The sequence below is a fragment of the uncultured Serinicoccus sp. genome (assembly GCF_947487915.1).
Classification (GTDB): Bacteria; Actinomycetota; Actinomycetes; order Actinomycetales; family Dermatophilaceae; genus Ornithinicoccus.
Genome location: NZ_CANKYH010000004.1, coordinates 27,716 through 46,337 on the forward strand (window position 1 = coordinate 27,716; position 18,622 = coordinate 46,337).

The 18,622-nt window shown below is 72.4% G+C and carries 16 protein-coding genes; 8 read left to right on the plus strand and 8 right to left on the minus strand.

The window, feature by feature from the left end; all coding sequences use genetic code 11:
- Positions 1-91 precede the first annotated feature (91 nt).
- The 7 genes from ccsB to Q0795_RS05515 all read right to left on the minus strand — a co-directional run bounded on the left by ccsB (position 92) and on the right by Q0795_RS05515 (position 6,796).
- Complete coding sequence (gene ccsB / locus Q0795_RS05485) at positions 92-1,102, minus strand: c-type cytochrome biogenesis protein CcsB (protein ID WP_298887702.1); 1,011 nt, start codon at positions 1,100-1,102, stop codon at positions 92-94.
- A complete protein-coding gene (locus Q0795_RS05490; RefSeq protein WP_298887704.1) occupies positions 1,099-2,748 on the minus strand; it encodes a cytochrome c biogenesis protein ResB in 1,650 nt (549 codons plus the stop codon). The genes ccsB and Q0795_RS05490 overlap by 4 nt, the downstream gene beginning before the upstream one ends.
- Position 2,749: 1 nt before the next feature.
- Positions 2,750-3,496: a cytochrome c biogenesis protein CcdA gene (locus Q0795_RS05495; protein WP_298887706.1), complete on the minus strand. Its 747-nt coding sequence runs from the start codon at positions 3,494-3,496 to the stop codon at positions 2,750-2,752.
- The gene (locus Q0795_RS05500; RefSeq protein WP_298887708.1) at positions 3,489-4,091 is read right to left on the minus strand and encodes a TlpA disulfide reductase family protein; all 603 of its coding nucleotides are present in this window, start codon (positions 4,089-4,091) and stop codon (positions 3,489-3,491) included. Before Q0795_RS05500 ends, Q0795_RS05495 begins: the two co-directional genes overlap by 8 nt.
- Before the next feature lie 161 nt (positions 4,092-4,252).
- The gene (locus Q0795_RS05505; RefSeq protein WP_298887709.1) at positions 4,253-4,837 is read right to left on the minus strand and encodes a CueP family metal-binding protein; all 585 of its coding nucleotides are present in this window, start codon (positions 4,835-4,837) and stop codon (positions 4,253-4,255) included.
- A 121-nt stretch (positions 4,838-4,958) separates the two neighbouring features.
- Positions 4,959-5,600 carry a DUF305 domain-containing protein gene (locus tag Q0795_RS05510; RefSeq protein WP_298887711.1) on the minus strand — a complete coding sequence of 214 codons (642 nt, stop codon included), beginning with the start codon at positions 5,598-5,600 and terminating at the stop codon, positions 4,959-4,961.
- Between the two features lie 422 nt (positions 5,601-6,022).
- Positions 6,023-6,796: a prolipoprotein diacylglyceryl transferase family protein gene (locus tag Q0795_RS05515; RefSeq protein WP_298887713.1), complete on the minus strand. Its 774-nt coding sequence runs from the start codon at positions 6,794-6,796 to the stop codon at positions 6,023-6,025.
- A gap of 316 nt (positions 6,797-7,112) precedes the next feature.
- Here Q0795_RS05515 and Q0795_RS05520 point away from each other — a divergent pair, with 316 nt between their 5' ends.
- From Q0795_RS05520 to Q0795_RS05540, 5 genes are all read left to right on the plus strand, one after another.
- Positions 7,113-7,442 carry a heavy-metal-associated domain-containing protein gene (locus Q0795_RS05520; protein WP_298887716.1) on the plus strand — a complete coding sequence of 110 codons (330 nt, stop codon included), beginning with the start codon at positions 7,113-7,115 and terminating at the stop codon, positions 7,440-7,442.
- A gap of 142 nt (positions 7,443-7,584) precedes the next feature.
- Positions 7,585-8,640: a type II glyceraldehyde-3-phosphate dehydrogenase gene (locus Q0795_RS05525; RefSeq protein WP_366942455.1), complete on the plus strand. Its 1,056-nt coding sequence runs from the start codon at positions 7,585-7,587 to the stop codon at positions 8,638-8,640.
- 84 nt (positions 8,641-8,724) lie between these two features.
- Entirely contained in the window at positions 8,725-11,217 is a 2,493-nt protein-coding gene (locus tag Q0795_RS05530) for a cation-translocating P-type ATPase (protein ID WP_298887723.1), read from the plus strand.
- A gap of 98 nt (positions 11,218-11,315) precedes the next feature.
- Positions 11,316-12,245 (plus strand): DMT family transporter, encoded by a 930-nt coding sequence (locus Q0795_RS05535; protein WP_298887726.1) that lies wholly within the window; start codon positions 11,316-11,318, stop codon positions 12,243-12,245.
- A gap of 99 nt (positions 12,246-12,344) precedes the next feature.
- On the plus strand, positions 12,345-15,482 hold the full coding sequence (locus Q0795_RS05540) for an HAD-IA family hydrolase (RefSeq protein WP_298887728.1): 3,138 nt from the start codon (positions 12,345-12,347) through the stop codon (positions 15,480-15,482).
- 12 nt (positions 15,483-15,494) lie between these two features.
- On the opposite strand, the gene Q0795_RS05545 is transcribed toward Q0795_RS05540, so the two are convergent.
- A complete protein-coding gene (locus tag Q0795_RS05545; protein WP_298887731.1) occupies positions 15,495-17,168 on the minus strand; it encodes an AarF/ABC1/UbiB kinase family protein in 1,674 nt (557 codons plus the stop codon).
- Between the two features lie 250 nt (positions 17,169-17,418).
- Between Q0795_RS05545 and Q0795_RS05550 the strand changes: the two genes are divergently transcribed.
- From Q0795_RS05550 to Q0795_RS05560, 3 genes are all read left to right on the plus strand, one after another.
- Positions 17,419-17,706 carry a DUF2933 domain-containing protein gene (locus tag Q0795_RS05550; RefSeq protein WP_298887734.1) on the plus strand — a complete coding sequence of 96 codons (288 nt, stop codon included), beginning with the start codon at positions 17,419-17,421 and terminating at the stop codon, positions 17,704-17,706.
- 190 nt (positions 17,707-17,896) lie between these two features.
- Entirely contained in the window at positions 17,897-18,208 is a 312-nt protein-coding gene (locus Q0795_RS05555; protein ID WP_134773252.1) for a metal-sensitive transcriptional regulator, read from the plus strand.
- A gap of 36 nt (positions 18,209-18,244) precedes the next feature.
- The gene (locus Q0795_RS05560; RefSeq protein ID WP_298887738.1) at positions 18,245-18,580 is read left to right on the plus strand and encodes a heavy metal-associated domain-containing protein; all 336 of its coding nucleotides are present in this window, start codon (positions 18,245-18,247) and stop codon (positions 18,578-18,580) included.
- The last annotated feature ends 42 nt before the right edge of the window (positions 18,581-18,622 follow it).

The following is an 18,622-nucleotide window of genomic DNA, read 5'->3' on the forward strand; positions in this document are numbered from 1 at the left end:
CTGCGCACCGTGCGGCGCCCCGCGTGCGGCGCGTTACCCGGGGCGCCCGCAGGAACGCTGGGGATGGGCGGTCCGCTCGGACGGTTCTGCGTCAGGCCACGCCGGAGTAGGAGTGCAGGCCGGTGATCAGCAGGTTGACCACGGTGTAGTTGATGATGACGCAGAGCATGCCGGTGAGCGCGACGTAGGTGGCTTGCCGCTTGGTCCAGCTGCTGGTGGCCCGGGAATGGAGGTAGGCGGCGTACACGACCCAGATGACGAACGTCCAGACCTCCTTGGGGTCCCAGCCCCAGTAGCGCCCCCAGGCGACCTCGGCCCAGATCGCGCCGGTGATGAGGGTGAAGGTCCATAGCGGGAAGGCGAAGATGTGCATGCCGTAGGTCATCGCCTCCAGCTTGTCGCCCTGGGGCAGCGCGGCCAGCCAGCCGCGGACGCGGCTCTTGCGCTCGGCCGCGTCGCGCAGCAGGTAGGTGACCGCGAGCGCGGCGCCGATGACGAAGAGCGCGACCGAGAGGGTGGCCAGGGTGACGTGGATTGTCAGCCACATGGTGTTGTCGAGGGCGGGCATCAGCTGGGAGGCCTCGGTGTACCAGATCTTGCCTGCGACGAGCACCACCATGACGGGCAGCACCACGAAGGGGCCGAGCCAGAGCCGGTCCTGCCGCAGGCTCCAGGTGCAGAAGACGACGAGGGCGAAGGACGCGGCGACGATCGCGAACTCGTACATGTTGCCCAGGGGCCAGCGCTGCACCGACAGCCCGCGCATCAGGGTGCCCGCGAGCACTGCGAAGGTGGCCAGCCAGGTCAGCTGCATCCCCAGGACGCCCCAGCGGCGGGTGACGCCGGCCGGGTGGTCGACAGCCGGTGGCTCGAGGGCGGCGGAGGTCGGCGCGGCGTCGGGGAAGGTCGCCGACCCCTCCGTGCCGGTGCCCGTGCGCACGAGCAGGGCGGTCGGCTGGGGGACCGTGTCGTCGGACCGGCCCTGGCGGGCGGCTCCGGTGACCGCCAGGTGCGCGGAGAAGGAGATGAGAGCCAGGGCCAGCACGGCCAGGCCGGCCCAGATGGCGATGTCGCTGGCCAGCGCCAGCTGCGGGTCGGTCATGGGGTGTCCTCGTCGCTTCCTCGGGTGGGCGGCTGGGGTGGTGGCGGGGCGGTGGCGGTGATGCGGCCGAGGACGTCGTCGACGACGCCCTGCAGCGCGGGGTCGGTGCCCTTCGGCAGCCCGCCGACCGTCACCACCACCCGGCTGGCGCCGACCGGCGTGAGGTCGGCGGGGTCGATGCGGACGTAGATCCGGCGGTGTCTGACGCCGAGCATCAGGGTCAGCCCGGCGGCGGCGGCCAGTGCGAGGGCGAGGGCCGGCATCCGGCCCGGGTCGTGGCGGACCAGCAGCCCGGCCCAGCGGATGACGCCCTCGAACTCCACGGTGGTGCCGTCGGGCAGCTCGAAGTACTCGCCGGGTCGCAGGAGCATCGCGACCGGGGCGCCGTCGGCGTCGGTCATCTGGGTCATCTGCTCGGTGTCGATGGTGAAGACCGACTGGGGCCGGCCGTCGGCGAACAGGTCGCCCTCGAAGGCGGTCAGCGCCAGGGCCGGGTCGCCCAGCCCGGGGAAGGAGGAGGTCATGCCGAGCTCGGGGTCGAGCCGCAGGGTGGGCAGGAAGCCGCCGACCAGCCCGAGCCCGGGGTCGCGACCGGTGACCTTGATGGCTCCTTCGCTGGCGTAGTTGTTGTCCTGGGGCAGGAACGTCACGGCCTCGGAGTAGAGGACCTGCCCGTCGGGGTCGCGGACGGTCACCACGGGGGCGTAGCCGTTGCCGAGCAGGAAGATGGAGTCCCCGCCGACGGAGACGGGATGGTTGACCGCGAACTGCTGCTGCTCGGGGTCCCGTCCGGGGATGTCGACGGTGGCGAGGCCGTCGAAGCGGCGGGGCTGGCCGAACTGGGCACCCTCGGTCTGGGTCTCGAACGCCACGTCGAGCCGGTCGAGCTGCACGGTGAAGGTCGGGATGTCGTCGGTGCTGGCCAGGGGCCCGAGGTTGAGGGTGTCGAAGCTGGCCGGTCCGGCGGTCCACGACTGGCCCTCCTTGATGATGATCTCGCCCCGCCACCCGAGGAGGTGCCCGGCGGCGAACGCGACGATCACCCCCAGCATGGCCAGGTGGAAGATCAGGTTGCCGGTCTCCTTCAGGTATCCCTTCTCACCGGTGACGGACCGGTCACCGGTCCCGGCCCGGCTCAGCCGGTACCCCTTGGCGGCCAGGACGTCCCGGGCCGCCGCCAGAACGCCCTCCGGGGCGCCGGGAACGGTGGCCTCGGCGAGCGCGGGCAGCCGGCTCAGGCGCCGTGGCGCCCGTGGAGGCTCGGACCGCAGGGCCCGGGCGTGCTGCGCGGTCCGCGGGACGATGCAGCCGACGAGGCTGACCATCAGCAGCAGGTAGATCGAGGCGAACCACGGGGAGGAGAAGACGTCGAAGAGGAACAGCCGGTCCAGCCAGGGGGCGAGGCCGGGGTTGTCCTCGACGAAAGCCCGTACCCGTACCGGGTCGACCGAGCGTTGCGGGAACAGCGAGCCGGGGATGGCGGCGACGGCGAGCAGCAGCAGCAGCAGGATCGCGGTGCGCATGCTGGTCAGCTGGCGCCAGCCCCAGCGGGCCCACCCCAGCGGGCCCAGGCGTGGGCCGCCCATGGTGGTGCGGTCCTTGGGGTAGGTGGGCTCGATCCGCTGGGGCGTCTGGGTGTCGGGCACCTCAGATCACCGTGGTGAAGTTGCCGGTGAGCCTGGTCTGCACCCAGGCCATGGCCTCGGCCCAGACACCGAGGACCATGAGCAGGCCCAGCAGGATCAGCATGGCCCCGCCGGCCCGCTGCACGAGCAGGTAGTGGCCGCGCAGCCAGCGGGAGCCACGGCTCACCGATCCCATGCCGGCGGCGACCAGGACGAACGGCAGACCGAGGCCGACGCAGTACGCCACGGCGAGCACGACCGCGCGGCTGAGCGCGCCGTCACCGGGCAGGATCGAGGTGCCCAGGGTCTGGATCGCGGCGAGCGCGGGCCCGGTGCAGGCCGAGAAGCCCAGCCCGAAGACGACGCCCAGCAGCGGAGCCCCGGCGAGCCCGGACGCCGGGCGCCAGCGCACGGAGAAGGAGGGGGAGACCTGCAGCAGCATGACGAGACCCAGCCCGGTGACGATGAGGCCGCCCAGGCGCAGCAGCAGGCCCTGGTTGGCAGCCAGGACCATCCCGAGGGAGGAGATCACCACGCTCATCGCGATGAACACGACGGAGAACCCGGCCACGAACAGTCCTGAGCCGACGACGGGGCGCCACCGCGGCGGGGCGGGAGCCCGGGGGGCGCCGCCCGTCATGCCGGAGAGGTAGCCGATGTAGCCGGGGACCAGCGGCAGCACGCACGGGCTGGCGAAGGACACGAGGCCGGCCAGGGCCGCGATCGCGGCGGCCAGCAGCAGGGGGCCGGTGAGCACGACCTCACTCATCGCCGGCCTCGTTGCCGAGCACGTCGTCGACCAGGCCGCGCAGGGTGGTGGCGTCGACCGCGCCGCTGACGCGCGCGGCGACCCGGCCCTGCCCGTCGAGCAGGATCGTGGAGGGCGTGGCCACCGCCAGCCCGCCCAGCTGGGCCCGGGTGCGCCCGCCGTCGTCCTGCAGGGAGGGGTAGGGGATGCCGTGCGTCTCCTCGAAGACCAGGGCGCTGGGCACCGAGTCGCGGGAGTTGACGCCGACGAACTGCACCGGCTCACCGGCCTGGTCCAGGTCGGAGGCGACCCGGACCAGGTCCGGCGTCTCCTCGATGCACGGGGCGCACCAGGACCCCCAGACGTTGATGACGACGACCTCGCCGTTGTGGTCCGCGGCGGACCAAGGGTCGCCCTCGAGCGTGGTGCCCTCCAGCGCCAGCACGCTCCGGCGCTGCTCGGGTGCCAGGGACTCGATGGTGCCGTCGCCGGCGACGTATCCCTTCTGGTCGCCCTGGCGCATCTGCTCGGAGATGCTTGAGCCGGACTGGCCGCAGGCGGCGAGCAGCAGGGCGGCGGCCGCCACGAGAGCGGCCGTCAGGGAGGTCTGTCTCACCGGTGCTCCTCCTTCCCGCGTGGGCAGCCCTGGCGCTGCCGAGGGCGTCGCCTCGTCGGTCCCGGTACGCGTGGAGCCCTTTGTCTGGTGCGGGGGTTGTGCTGCCCCCGGGGAGGAGCTGGAGGAACTCTGGTGGCGGTGCTGGCTGGTCATGGTGCCGCCTACCGCAGCTGCAGGGTGGTCAGGCAGGTGGGGGCGTCCGCACCGGTGGTGATCGGCGTGCTGGCCGTGCGGCCCTCGTGCTCGACCGTGAGGGTGGCCGTCAGGTCGGCCGGGAGCCAGAGCCCGGCGAACCCGTTGTCCTGGGTCCGCAGGGTCTGGTCGACCAGGACGGTGCCGTCCGTCTCGCTGACCACCCGGACGGTGAGGTCCTCGTTCCCGAGCTCACCGCGGCAGGTGGTGAGGCTGTGGAAGTGACACTCGTGGGTCTGGTCCAGGTAGGGGGCCACCGAGAGGTAGAACGTGTCCTCGGGCAGCGGCAGCCGGGCCTCGCGGCCCTCGGCGTCCGAGAGCATCACCGCCGCGGGCTGCACGGAGGCGATCAGGCCTGCCGGGCGTTGGGACACCGGGGTCGCCTCCAGCCGGTCGATGACCTCCCGGGCGTCCAGGCCCTGCAGGCCGTGCGCGGTCACCAGGTCCTGCCGGCCGTCGGCCGTCGGGGTGGCGGTGCTGCACCCGCTGAGGACCAGCAGCAGGGTCACGAGGACCCCGGCGAGCAGCGGGAGGAGGGTGGCTCGAGAACGCATGCGGGCCACCGTAACAACCCCTACCGGGTAGGGGTATTAGGGGTCTCGCCCGGCCGGGGCCGGGCGAGACGTCCGGTCGCGTGCCGGTCGCTGCTGCCGCCGCCGCTGCCTGAAACGGAGGTCACAGGTTCTGCAGCAGCTGCTCCATCGTGGCGATCTCGGCCTCCTGGTCGGCGATGATCTTCTCGGCGAGCTCCAGCGCCTGCGGGTTGCGCCCGTCCTGCAGCTCGGCGTCGGCCATCTCGACGGCGCCCCGGTGGTGGGCGGTCATCAGCTCCAGGAAGCGCCGGTCGAAGTCGGTCCCGGAGAGGGTCTGGAGCTCGGCCATGACCTCCTGCTGGTTCATGCCGTCCATCTCCATGCTGCCCATGTCCATGTCGCCGTGGTCCATGCCACCGGTCCCGCCCGCGGGGGCAGTCTCCTCGCCCCAGGCGCTGAGCCACGACTTCATCTTCTCGATCTCCGGGCCCTGGGCCGCGGAGATGTCCTCGCCGAGGGCACGCACCTCCTCCGAGCCGGCCTGCTGCACCGCGAGGTCGGCCATCTCGATGGCGCCCTCGTGGTGCACGATCATCATCTGCGCGAAGGTGGTGTCGGCGTCGTTGTGCGCCTCATCCGCGGCCGTCTGCGTGGTGGCGGGGGCGCCGCCCCCGCCGGCCGTGCCGGATGGCGTGCCGGAGTCCCCGGCGCTCTCACCGCACCCGGCGAGGACGAGGGCCAAGGTGGCGATAGCAGCAGGGAGCAGGGTCTTGTGGCGGTTCATCAGAAGCCTCCGTGTGCGTCGGGCGGGTGACCGTCGCTACCCACGCCGCCGTGGACGAGGGTTGGGCGGACGGTCCTTTCCCTCCGACGCTAACCGCCGGTGGAAGTGCGGCGAGACCGCAACGGGCCGGGCGCGGGACATCTCCATCAAGTCTCCACAGTTCCTCGGTCTCGCGCACGGACAGGCCCGGGGACCTGCGTGCCGGGCAGCCTCGACGAGCTCGTCGGGGCCTGAGCGTCCTGCGTGGGCTGCTCTGCGTGCTCGACGCTCCTGCGCCGGTGCCTCGGCCCCGACGGGGGAGGAGACGTACCGGGCGGCGTGCCCCCGCGCAGCGGTCTGCGCGTGACGGGTCGCGGTGTGTGAGGGTGAGACGCCCGGTGTGGTGCCGGGATCGTCACACAACCCCGCGCCGTTCCTGAGGGTCACGCGGTCTGGGGGACCACGCTGTTCTGCGGCTGTCCGCCGGGGGGCTGCAGCCGCCTCCCGCCCAGGACCAGCGCCCCGCCGACGGCGACGCTGACCAGCGCCCAGAGCTGGGGCTGGGTCAGACCTGCCAGAACCGGGTCGTTGATGCGGACGAACTCCACCGACACGCGCGCCAGGCCGGACAGGACCAGGTAGGCGCCGAACACCTGGACGGGGGCCCACCGGCGCCCGAGATAGGCAAGGACCGCGACGATGAGGACGGCGGCGGCGGCCTCGTAGAGGGGGGTCGGGTGCACCGGGACGTCGGTGGGGACGACGCCGTTCGGGAACGCCATGCCCCAGGGCAGGTCCGTGGGGCGGCCGTAGGTCCCGTCCCCCGAAAGGAGGCATCCCAGGCGCCCGATCGCGTAGGCGACGGTGAGAGGGACCGCGACGGCCCCGGCGACGATGCCGCCGGGCAGCTGGTGGCGTCGGATGACGACGAGGGCGGCCGCGGTGCCGCCGAGGAGCCCGCCGTACCACGTGAAGCCCATGCCGCCCAGGTCGTGGAGGCTGATCGACGGGAGCTGCTCGAGGAGGTAGTAGATCTTCGCGCCGACGAAGCCCCAGACGGTGGACCACAGAACCAGGGCATGCGCGGAGTCCTTGCTCAGACCTCGTCGCTCGAAGGCCCGGCCGAGCAACCACGCCGCGACCAGCGCAGCTGCCGCCTTGCTGAGGCCGTAGGCCTGCACGTCGAAACCGAGGATGGTGAACAGCACCGGACGCATCGTCTCTTCTCCCGTCGTGGTCAAACGAAGCTGCGAGCCGCCCGTCTTCACCGGGAGCCACTGCGCCTTCGACGCCATCATCACCGGGTCACACGGAGGTGGGCGGGGCTTTCGGTCGAGATTTGATGAAGACGCACCGGAGGGAGGTGGCGCGAGAAGAAGGTCGCGGTCCACCGCAACCGGCGGGCGGTACCGGGATGCCATGACCGAGGGCTCCATCGAATCTCCACCGTCGCGGTGCCGGACCCCGACCATCCTGTGGTTTGGTGGCAGTCAACTGGTACCCCACGAGGGTAGGCGGAGGTGGACGATGGCGGTGACACGGACCTACCGGGTCTGGGGACTGACCTGCGGTGCCTGCCTGGCCGTGGTCCTGGACGCCGTGCGTTTCCTGCCGGGCGTGCGGTCAGCGGCGGTGGACCTTGTCCGCGAGGGCGGGTCCCGGCTGGTCATCACCGCGGCCAGGGAACCGCAGGTCGAGACCGTCCGTGCGGCGGTGGAGCTAGGAGGGTTCGTCCTGGGCCGGTCCAGAGGCGGACGGGCCGGCTCCGGCTCGTCACCGGGAACCGGCTCGGTGAACGGCCAGCCGGCCCTGACCGCCGACGGTCCTGTCGCGACCATGGTCCCCGACGCGGCGTATGCCTGACGGTTCGCGAGTCTGAGGTGGCAGCCACCAGGGCGGTCGTGCCGGCGCCTGGGCTGCAGCCGCCCTGCCGCTCGCGACGGGGCGGCGGCGTCACAGGTGCCGACCGAGTTCGAAGACCGAGGAGACAAGGATGGAGACACAGATGAACGTCCGGGTTGCCGTCAACGGTTACGGCGTGATCGGGAAGCGGGTCGCAGACGCGGTGCGGGACATGCCGGACATGGACCTGGTCGGTGTCGCCGACATCGCCACCGACTGGCACGTGCGCACGGCCGCCGGCCTGGGAATCGCGGTGTTCGCGGCGACCCAGGAGACACGCGCCGGGATGCGCGGTGCCGGGGTGCCGGTGGCCGGCACCCTGGATGAGCTGCTGGCCCAGGCCGATGTCGTGGTGGACACCACCCCCAAGAGGGTCGCCGCCACGAACCTGGAGGTCTACCGCTCTGCCGGGGTCAAGGCCGTGTTCCAGGGTGGGGAGTCCCACGCCACCACCGGGCACTCCTTCGTCGCCCAGGCCAACTACGCCACCGCGCTCGGCCGGGACACCACCCGGGTGGTCTCCTGCAACACCACCAGCATCGTGCGCGTGCTCGGCGCGCTGCAGGATGCGGGCCTGCTCGCCCGTGCGCGTGGGGTCCTGATCAGGCGGGCGACCGACCCAGGCCAGTCCCACCAGCGCGGGATCATGAACACCGTGGTCCCCGAGGGTTCGATCCCCTCCCACCAGGGCCCCGACGCCCGTACCGTCCTGCCGGAGCTTGACGTGGTCACCATGGCCGCCAGGGCGGCCCACACCCAGACCCACAACCACTTCTGGACGCTGCAGCTGACCCGCCCGGCCAGCCGGGAAGAGGTCCTGGACGCGCTGCGGGCCGCACCCAGGATCGCGTTCATCCGCATGGCCGACGGCCTGACCGCGACGAACACCACCGTCGAGCTCATGGGCGACCTGGGCCGGCCCCGCGGTGACATGTGGGAGGTCGCCGTGTGGGAAGACGTCCTGGCCGTCGAGGGGGACGAGGCCTACCTGACCTACCAGGTCAACAACGAGGCCATCGTCATCCCCGAGACCATCGACGCGATCCGGGCACTGGCCGGCACCGTGACCGACGGCGCCACCTCCATCGCGATGACGGACCAGGTCCTGGGCATGCGCCGGGAGTTCCTGCCCGCGCCGGTCCCGGTGACGACGGCCTGAGACGCCACGGACGGGTCGGCATCCGGCCGGGGGCGTCCGTGCTTGCACGATCTGTCGGCCACGGGCCGGGAAGGAAGACCAACCATGAAGAATCGGACCACTGTCCTGGAGGTGGGTGGCCTGCACTGGGCCACCTCCGAGCCTGTCATCGAGAAGACGCTGATGCGCCGCCCCGGCGTGCTCGCCGTCGAGGCCAGCGCCGCCTCCCAGAGCGCGACCGTCACCTACGACCCGGGCACGACGTCGGTGGCCCAGCTGGTGGGCTGGGTCAACGACTGCGGCTACCACTGCGCCGGGCAGTCCACGCCGGACCACATGTGCCACCCGATGGCCGAACCGGCCCCCGGCGGCGCCCACGCCGGGCACGACGCCCCTGAGGGCCACGCCGGGCACGACGCCCCTGAGGGCCGTGGCGGGCACAGCAGCCACGTCGGGCACGAGGCGCACGCCGGGCACGCGGGCCACGGGGGTGGTGAGGAGGCGGACCGCTCCGCGCAGGCGGTGATGGGCCACGGCGGGCACCACGGCGGCGGGTCGATGGAGGACATGGCCCGCGACATGCGCAACCGGTTCCTGGTCGCCCTGGTGCTGGCTGTCCCCATCACGATCTGGTCCCCGCTCGGGCGGGATGTCCTGGGGTTGGACCCGCCGCTGGCGTTCGGGCTGCGCGACGACGTCTTCACCCTGATCTTGTCGCTGCCGGTGGTCTTCTACTCGGCGTGGATCTTCTTCGACGGCGCCTACCGGGCGCTGCGGGCCAGGACGCTGGACATGATGGTCCTGGTGGCGGTCGCCGTGGGCGCGGGGTGGCTCTACAGCCTGGTCGTCACCCTCACCGGCGGCGGTGAGGTCTTCTACGAGGCGGTCACGGTCCTGACCACCTTCGTGCTCCTGGGGCACTGGCTGGAGATGCGGGCCCGGGGTGGTGCGAACGACGCGGTGCGCACGCTGCTGCAGCTGGCCCCCTCCCGAGCCGTCGTGGTCCGGGACGGCCAGCCGGTGGAGGTTCCGACGGCCGAGGTCGTCGTCGGGGACCTGCTGCTGGTGCGGCCGGGGTCGAAGATCCCCACCGACGCGGTGGTGGAGGAAGGTGAGTCCGAGGTCGACGAGTCGATGGTGACCGGGGAGTCCATGCCGGTGGAGAAGGCCCCCGGCGCGGAGGTGATCGGCGCGTCGATCAACACGACCGGCACGTTGCGGGCCCGGGCGACCAAGGTCGGGGCGGACACCGCGCTGGCGCAGATCGTCAAGATGGTGCAGGAGGCCCAGAACTCCAAGGCCCCCGGTCAGCGCCTGGCCGACCGGGCCGCGTTCTGGCTGGTGTTCGTCGCCCTCATCGGCGGCACCCTGACCTTCACCGTGTGGATGCTCGCCGGCGCCGGTGTACCGACCGCGATGCTCTTCGCGATCACCGTGGTGGTCGTCACCTGCCCCGACGCCCTGGGGCTGGCCACCCCGATGGCGATCATGGTCGGCACCGGGCTGGGCGCCCAGCGGGGGGTGCTGTTCAAGAACGCGACCGCCCTGGAGGGGACGGCGAAGATCGACACGGTGGTGATGGACAAGACCGGCACGCTGACCAAGGGCGAACCGGAGGTCACCGACGTCGTCGCGGCAGGCATGAGCGAGGAGGAGATGCTGGCCCTGGTCGCCGCGGTCGAGCGTGAGTCTGAGCACCCGCTGGCCCGGGCCATCGACAGCCATGCCGCTGCGCGGGGTGTGCCCGTGCTGGCCGTGAGCGAGTTCCGCAACGTCCCCGGCCACGGCGCCACCGCCACCGTCGACGGACGCCGGGTCCTGGCGGGCAACCTGCGCCTCATGAGCGCCGAGAGCGTCGACCTCGGTGACCTGGCCGCGAGCCGGGACGAGCTGGCTGCGTCCGGACGCACCGCGGTGCTGGTCGCCGTCGACGGTCGTGCGGTCGGCGTGATCGCCCTGGCCGACGCCGCCCGGGACACCGCTGCCGCAGCCGTCGCCGCCCTGCACGAGTCCGGGATCGAGGTCGTCATGCTGACCGGCGACAACGAGGCGACCGCCCTGCGCATCGCCGACCAGCTCGGCATCGACACCGTCATCGCCGAGGTCCTGCCCGGGGATAAGGCGGAGAAGATCGCCGAGCTGCAGCAGGCCGGAAAGACGGTGGCGATGGTCGGGGACGGCGTCAACGACGCCCCGGCGCTGGCCAAGGCCGACATCGGTATCGCGATCGGCGCCGGGACGGACGTGGCGATCGAGACCGCGGACATCGTCCTGATGCGCTCGGACCCGTTGGACGTCTCCGTGGCTCTGCGCATCGGCAGGGGCACCGTGCGCAAGGAGCGTCAGAACCTGACCTGGGCCGTCGGTTACAACGCCATCGCGCTGCCGATCGCCGCCGGGGTGTTCTACCCGGCCTTCGGACTGATGCTGCGCCCGGAGATCGCGGCATTGACGATGTCGGGGTCTACGGTGATCGTCACGATCAACGCCCTGCTGCTCAAGCGGCTCAGGCTGCCCGCGCAGCAGGTCCCCGGGGCGCCGCAGCGCGCCGCCAGCGAGCCGGAGCCTACCGCACCGGTCCCGGCCGGCACCCGCTGACCGGGGCCGGCGTGGACGTCCCCGCGGGCCCCACAGCTCCTGCCGCCGCGGCGGCCGGAGCGGTGACCGCCGCACCTCGGCGGCCGAAGCCGGTGCGGATGCTGTGGGTCACCGCGGCCTGGGGTGCGTGCTTCGTGGCGATCGAGTGGGGCCTGCGCGACGCCCCGCTGCTGTGGTTCGCCGCCCTGCGGGCGGTGGTGGCCGGCGCCGCCCTGCTTGCGCTGGGTGGTCTGCAGCACCGCCCCGGCCCCACCGGTCGGCGGGCCTGGGGGCTCCTGACGGTCCTGGGCTTGGTCAACGTCACGGTCGCCTTCGCCGCCATGTTCGCGGGCGTCGCCGGCGGCGCTGCCGGCACCGCGGCGGTGCTGGCCAACGCCCAACCGCTGCTCATCCTGCTGCCGGCCTGGTGGATGTTCGGCGAGCGGCTGTCCCTGCGCACGGCTGCCGCCCTGGTGGTGGGGTTCGCCGGGCTGGTCCTGGTGGCGCTGCCCGGGGGCGGGGGCCGCGGGGCCGCCCTGTCGCTGCTGGCGGCGGCTGCCGTCACCGCAGGCACCCTGCTCTCCCGCCGACTGGCCGGGCTGGACCTGGTCACCGCCACGGCGTGGCACCTGCTGATCGGCGGGGCGGGCCTGGTGCTGCTGGCCGCGGCCGTGGAGGGCGCACCGGTGATCTCCTGGACCCCCCGCTTCGTCGTCTCGCTCCTGTTCCTGGCCCTTGTCGGCACCGCGGCGACCACGGTGGCGTGGTTCACCGAGGCCCGCCACAGCCGGCTCGACACGTTGACCGCGTGGACGTTCCTGACGCCCGTCCTCGGCATCGCACTGGCCGCGCTCGCCCTCGGCGAACGTCCGGGCAGGTGGACCACCGTCGGCCTGGCTGCGGTGCTCATAGCCATGTGGGCCGCCCTGCACGCACCACGCCGAACTCCCGCGCCCGCCGTGCGCGTCGCTAGCCCTGAACGCCGCGACGGCGACCGCCGCCCCGGGCGAGCGCACCCGCGGCGGCCCGGGGAGCGCCACCACACCTGAGCCACCGACCGAAGGAGAACCGTGACACACCCGAGCACGCATCCTGCACCGACCAGACAGACGCCGGCCCCGACCGGGGCCGTACCGCCGCAGGAGGCGGTGATCTTCGACCTGGACGCGGTGGTGACGGACACCGCCACGGTGCACGCCGAGGCGTGGCGGGTCATGTTCGACAGCGCCCTGACCGATCCCCGGGCCGGGACAGGAAGCACCGGCGGACCGTTCGACGTCCAGACCGACTACCACCGCTACGTCGCCGGGCGTCCCCGCGAGGAGGGCGTGCAGGCCCTCCTGCGCTCCCGCGGCCTCCACCTACCGGTGGGGACGGCCCAGGACCAGCCCGGATCGTGGACGGTGCACGGCCTGGCCGCCCGCAAGGACGAGATCTACCTCGAGCGGCTCCAGAAACAGGGGGAGCGAGCGTTCCCGGGGACGGTGGACCTGCTGCGCCGGCTCAAGGCCGGCGGGGTGCCGGTGGCGCTGGTCAGCGCCAGCCGCCACGCCCGGGCCGTGCTCGCCGCGACCGACCTGCAGGACCTGTTCGACGTGGTGGTCGACGGCAACGACGCAGCCGAGCATGACCTCCCGGACAGGCCGGACCCGGCCGTGCTCCTGCGGACGGCCCGAGAGCTGGGAGTGGACCCTGGCCGGGTCGCGGTGGTGGACGACGCCGTGGCCGGGGTTCAGGCGGCCCGCCGCGGCGGGTTCGGCCTGGTGGTCGGGGTGGCCAGGGCCGGGCAGCGCGGCGCCCTGGAGGCGGCGGGGGCGCACCTGGTGGTCGAGGACGTCGCCCAGCTGGACCTCGGGGCGTTGCGCGCCGACCCCTGGGTCCTGGTCTACGAGGGCTTCGACCCGGCCCACGAGGGCCACCGGGAGGCGCTGACCACTCTGGGCAACGGGTACCTGGGCACCCGCGGCGCCGCCCCGGAGCGGGCCGCTGACGGCGTGCACTACCCCGGCACCTACCTGGCCGGGGTCTACAACCGGCTCACCTCCACCGTCCACGGTCGACGGATGGAGGACGAGCACATGGTCAACGCCCCGAGCTGGTTGCCGATGGACGTGGCCACCGAGACGGGTCGCTGGTGGTCGAGCGGCGGCCTGACCACCTCGCAGGAACGACGCGAGCTGGACCTACGCGCCGGCGTGCTGACCCGGACCGCGGTGCTCACCGACGGCGCCGGACGCCGGCTGCGGCTGACCCAGCGACGCCTGGTCTCCATGGCCCGCCCGCACCTGGCCGCGCTGCAGACCACCCTCGTGGCCGAGGGGTGGGACGGCACCGTTCAGGTGAGGTCGGGCATCGACGCCGCAGTGGTGAACTCCAACGTCGCCGAGTACGCCGCCCTGGCCGACCGCCACCTGCGCACCGCCGCGATCGAGACGCCGCAGGAGGGCACCCTGCTGGTGGAGGTGCGGACCACCCAGTCCGAGGTGAGGATCGCCACGGCCACCCGCACGGTGGTCACCGGCGCAGGACCGGGGGGACCGGTGCTGGCTCACCAGGAACGGTACGCCCAGGTGTTCGAGGTCGACCTGCGTGACGGTGACCCCGTCACCGTCGACAAGACGGCCGCCATCTTCACCTCCCGGGACCGGGCCATCGCCTCCCCGCGCCTGGCGGCGCTGGAGGCCCTGGCCACCGTCCCGCGCGGGTTCAGGGACCTGCTGCCCGCGCACGAGGAGGCGTGGGCGAGGGTCTGGGACCGGTGCGGTGTCCAGCTGGAGACCGACGTCCAGACCCAGCTGGTGATCAACCTTCACCTGTTCCACCTGCTGCAGAGCCTGTCGGTGCACACCGCCGAGCTGGACGCCGGAGTGCCGGCCCGCGGACTGCACGGGGAGGGCTACCGCGGGCACGTGTTCTGGGACGAGCTGTTCGTGCTGCCGGTCCTCACAGCCCACCTGCCACAGGTCAGCGGTGGCCTGCTGGACTACCGGTGGCGGCGCCTGGACGCCGCCCGCCGGGCCGCCGACCAGGCGGGCCTGCCCGGGGCGATGTTCCCCTGGCAGTCCGGCAGCGACGGGCGGGAGGAAACCCCAGTCATGCTGTTCAACACCCGCTCGGGGCGGTGGATGGCGGACAACTCGCGCCGCCAGCGCCACGTCGGGCTGGCCGTGGCGTTCAACGCCTGGCAGCACTACCAGGCCACCGGGGACGTGGCGTGGCTGGCCCGGCGCGGCGCCGACCTTATCGTGGAGGTCGCGCGGTTCTTCACCGCCCTGGCCACCCACGACGCCGCCACCGACCGCTACCACATCACCGGGGTGATGGGCCCGGACGAGTACCACGACGGCTACCCGGACGCGCCCGGGCAGGGCCTGACCGACAACGCCTACACCAACGTCCTGACCGCCTGGGTGTGCCGACGTGCCGGGGAGATGCTCTCGATCGTGGCCGGCCACGAGTGCGACGACGTCCGCACCCGGTTGCACGTCCGCCCGGAGGAACCGGCCGCCTGGGACCGGCTCGGCAGACGCCTGCACGTGCCCTTCCTGCCCGATGGCGTCATCGGACAGTTCGCCGGCTACGAGGACCTGGCCGAGCTGGACTGGGACGGCTACCGGGCCACCTACGGCAACATCGGCCGGCTCGACCTCATCCTGGAGGCAGAGAACGACTCCACCAACCGGTACAAGCTCGCCAAGCAGGCCGACGTGCTGATGCTGGTCTACCTGCTGGGACCCGAGGGCCTGCTCTCGACCCTGGAGCGGCTGGGCTACCCCACGAGCCACCAGCAGCTGGCCCGCACGGTCGAGTACTACCTGGCCCGCACCGCGCACGGCTCCACCCTCAGCCGGGTGGTGCACGCCAGCGTGCTGGCACGGATGGACCCCGGACGCGGGTGGGCCACGTTCCGGGAGGCCCTGGCCGCCGACCTGGACGACACCCAGGGCGGGACCACGCAGGAAGGCATCCACCTGGGCGCCATGGCGGGCACCATCGACATCATCACCCGGGCCTTCGCCGGATACCGCACCGAGGGTGACCGGGTCATCCTCGACCCGCGACTGCCGCACGGACTGGGCGCCGCACGCTTCCAGCTCCAGCACCGAGGCCAACGCCTCCACGTGACCGTGGACCGGGACACCCTGTCCGTCGACGCCGATCCCTGCGCGGGGCGGGCACAGGCGCACCTGCAGGTCGCGGGCGCACCCGTGGTGGTCCCCAGCGGGCAGACCCGTTCCTGGCCCGCCCACCCACGTACGCCCGCGCCGAGGACCGGGTCAGGGTGACGCGGGTCCCGGTCACGACCGGGACGGTGGCCGTCGAGGCGCCCGCTGCGAGACGGCTGCCTGGGCCCGCTGCGTGCCCACTGTGCGGGCGTGCCGGGAGCTCCTGGCCAGGTAGGTGCCCAGCACGCCGAGTGCGCCCGCGCCGGCGACCACCAGCGGTCCCTGCAGCAACTTTCCCCGTCCGGTGCTGGCGGCCACGATGTGCCCGACCCCGTCGATCAAGGCCGCGGCGACCAGGCCCGCGATCACCCGGTCGCCGATGCGGTCGGCCTCCCGGACGACCTGGTGCAGGTCGGTGCTGCGCAGGGAGACGTCGAACCCGCCGCGTTCCAGCACCTCGGCCAGACCGCGGACGCTTCCCGGCGCCTGAGCCCCGGCGTCCAGCAGGTCGCGTGCTACGTGAAGGATCCGGTCTACCATGGCGTCGGGGGAGTGGCGTCGCAGGGCGAGGCGTTCGGCATACGGGGCAACCACGCTGCTGAGCTGGAACTCCGGATCGAGGCGCCGCCCCAGCCCTTCGGCCATCAGCAGCATCTTGAACAGCAGCGCCAGGTCGGTGGGCAGGCGCAGCTGGTGGCGCCGCACCAGCGCCAGGACGTCGATGATCAGCCCGGTCAGCGCCAGGTCCGCCAACGGCACCCCGCCGAACCGCCCGACCAGGGGCTGCAGCCCGGCGCGCAGGGCTTCCCGGTCGACGCCGGGAGGGTTGCCGACCAGGTCGAGCATCGCCTCGGTGGTCCGGTCCAGGTCCCCCCGCAGGAGAGGAACAAGCAGGGCGACCAGGTGCTCTCGAAGGGCGTCGTCGAGCTCGCCCACCATGCCGAAGTCGATCACCGCCAGACTGCCGTCGGGTGCGACGAAGAAGTTGCCCGGGTGCGGGTCGGCGTGGAAGAAGCCGTCCTCGAAGACCATCTGGCACAGCACCCCGGTGGCCCGCGCCGCAAGTTCCCGGCGGTCGATGCCGGCCGCGTCGAGGGCCGCCACGTCGTCGATCTTCAGGCCCTGGACGCGTTGCAGGGTCAGGACCCGGGAGGTCGTCGTCTCCCAGAACACCGCCGGGAACTGCACGCGGGGGTCGTCGGCGAAGCTGGTGGCGAACCGCTCGGCGTTGTGGGCCTCCGCGAGGTAGTCCAGCTCGGCGAGCAGCGTCGTGGAGAAGTCGTGCGCGATGCCGACCACGTCGTAGCCGCGGGCCACCTCTGAGTGGCGGGCCGCGGTGACCGCGAGGTTCTGCAGGATCTCCAGGTCGGCTCGAACCGTCTCCACCGCCCCCGGCCGGCGGACCTTGACCACCACCTCCCTGCCGGCGAGGCTCGCGGCGTGCGCCTGCCCGATCGACGCGCTGGCCAGCGGCTCGTGGTCGAAGCGGTCGAACACCCCCGGGTCGCCCACCTCCTCGGAGAGCGCCTCCAGGATCACGTTGGCCGGCACGGCCGCCGTGTCGTCCTGCAGCTTGGCCAGCTCCACGGTGTACTCGGAGGGCAGCAGGTCGGAGCGGGTCGACAGCAGCTGGCCGAGCTTGACGAACGTGGGACCGAGCTGCTCCAGAGCCAGCCGCAGGTGTTCCGGCTGGGTGTACGTGCGCCCCTGCTGGTGCCCGGGAAGGCCTCGGCGGAAAGGAAAACGCCCCTGCAGCCCCATGGCCCCGATGGTGAACCCGAACCCGTGGACCGACAGGGTCTCCACGATCTCTCGGTACCGGTCCCGTCGCGAACCCACCGGTCACCTCCACGGACGTCCTTCTGGTCGCACCTCTGATCGAGGAGAGGCCCAGCCTACAGAGGGGCGAGGAGCGGGGCCCGATCTTCATCAGATCACCACAGAAGAGCCGCCTCGTCCCCGGGTTCGAGAGGGACCCTGAAGGTGTCAAGAGAATGCGCTCCAGCAGCGAGCACACCTGAGCGCGAACGCGCAAGGGTTGCGGAAAGAAAGAACCATGATGAACCACAGCGGTGCCGGTCACCTCAAGGGAATGGCCCTGCTCGTCGCAGGAGTGTTCGTCGTCCTGCTGCTGCTCGGCAGGGCACCGGGGGAGGCCCTGCTCCTCGCCGCCGTGCTGTCCTGCCCACTGATGATGGTGCTGATGATGGTCGGCGGCCACGGCAGCCACGGCGGTCACGCGGAGCACGGTCCGCAGGACCACGCCGACGACCCGTACCCGCTGGACCAGACGACGCCAGCCGGCACGCGTCCGGGCACCGAAACCGGACGGCGCACGCACTGACACGCCTACCGCTGACAGGGGTGCGTGCACGGCGACCGGTGGGCGCGCAGCCCTGTCGACGAGCTGCCACCGCTCGCCCGCAGACTGGCGTCCTGCGTCACGGCCTGTGTCCTGTGCGGAAGCTCGCGGTTGTGTCCCGGAATGAACCCCCGAGGGGTATAGTTGTCCCTAGCGGAAGGAGGTGCCCACCATGGCGCTCGAGGAGACGACCGCGGGCCCGGCAGGTCCCGGGTACGTGAACAACAAGGACGCCCAGCTCAACCGGCTGCGCCGGATCGAGGGTCAGGTCCGCGGGCTGCAGCGGATGGTGGACGCCGACTCCTACTGCATCGACATCCTCACCCAGGTCTCCGCAGCCACGAAAGCGCTCGAGGCGGTGGCCCTCGGCTTGCTCGAGGACCACCTGCGCCACTGCCTCGCGCACGCGAGCAACGACCCGGCACAGCTGGACCAGAAGGTGACCGAGGCCTCCGCGGCCGTCGCCCGGCTCATCCGCTCCTGATCAGACCCAACCCGCAACGACCGAGAGAAGAACCACATGGACACCGCAAGCACCCCCAGCACCCAGCTGCCGATGGCTCAGGCCGGCGGCTGCGCCTGCTGCGCAGCACCCGAGACCAGCCAGGCCACCACCACCGTCCAGGAGGACACGATGAACACCCAGACCTTCGCCGTCACCGGTATGACCTGTGGTCACTGCGCCAGCGCCGTGAGCACCGAGCTGCAGGGCCTGCCCGGCGTCACCGACGTCACCGTCGACCTGGTCGCCGGCGGCACGTCCACGGTCAGGGTCGCCAGCGACGCTCCGCTGGCTGAGGCCGACGTCACCGCAGCCCTCGACGAGGCCGGCGACTACCAGCTCGCCAGCAGCTGAGCACCCCTCCGGCGAACGGGCAGGAAGGGACAGGAGTGGCCA

What these genes read in the sequence shown, in the direction of transcription:
- ccsB (WP_298887702.1), bottom strand. Translation starts at nt 1,102, where the DNA reads ATGACCGACCCGCAGCTGGCGCTGGCCAGCGACATCGCCATCTGGGCC.
- Q0795_RS05495 (WP_298887706.1), bottom strand. Translation starts at nt 3,496, where the DNA reads ATGAGTGAGGTCGTGCTCACCGGCCCCCTGCTGCTGGCCGCCGCGATC.
- Q0795_RS05505 (WP_298887709.1), bottom strand. Translation starts at nt 4,837, where the DNA reads ATGCGTTCTCGAGCCACCCTCCTCCCGCTGCTCGCCGGGGTCCTCGTG.
- Q0795_RS05510 (WP_298887711.1), bottom strand. Translation starts at nt 5,600, where the DNA reads ATGAACCGCCACAAGACCCTGCTCCCTGCTGCTATCGCCACCTTGGCC.
- Q0795_RS05515 (WP_298887713.1), bottom strand. Translation starts at nt 6,796, where the DNA reads ATGCGTCCGGTGCTGTTCACCATCCTCGGTTTCGACGTGCAGGCCTAC.
- Q0795_RS05525 (WP_366942455.1), top strand. Translation starts at nt 7,585, where the DNA reads ATGAACGTCCGGGTTGCCGTCAACGGTTACGGCGTGATCGGGAAGCGG.
- Q0795_RS05530 (WP_298887723.1), top strand. Translation starts at nt 8,725, where the DNA reads ATGAAGAATCGGACCACTGTCCTGGAGGTGGGTGGCCTGCACTGGGCC.
- Q0795_RS05535 (WP_298887726.1), top strand. Translation starts at nt 11,316, where the DNA reads ATGCTGTGGGTCACCGCGGCCTGGGGTGCGTGCTTCGTGGCGATCGAG.
- Q0795_RS05550 (WP_298887734.1), top strand. Translation starts at nt 17,419, where the DNA reads ATGATGAACCACAGCGGTGCCGGTCACCTCAAGGGAATGGCCCTGCTC.
- Q0795_RS05555 (WP_134773252.1), top strand. Translation starts at nt 17,897, where the DNA reads ATGGCGCTCGAGGAGACGACCGCGGGCCCGGCAGGTCCCGGGTACGTG.
- Q0795_RS05560 (WP_298887738.1), top strand. Translation starts at nt 18,245, where the DNA reads ATGGACACCGCAAGCACCCCCAGCACCCAGCTGCCGATGGCTCAGGCC.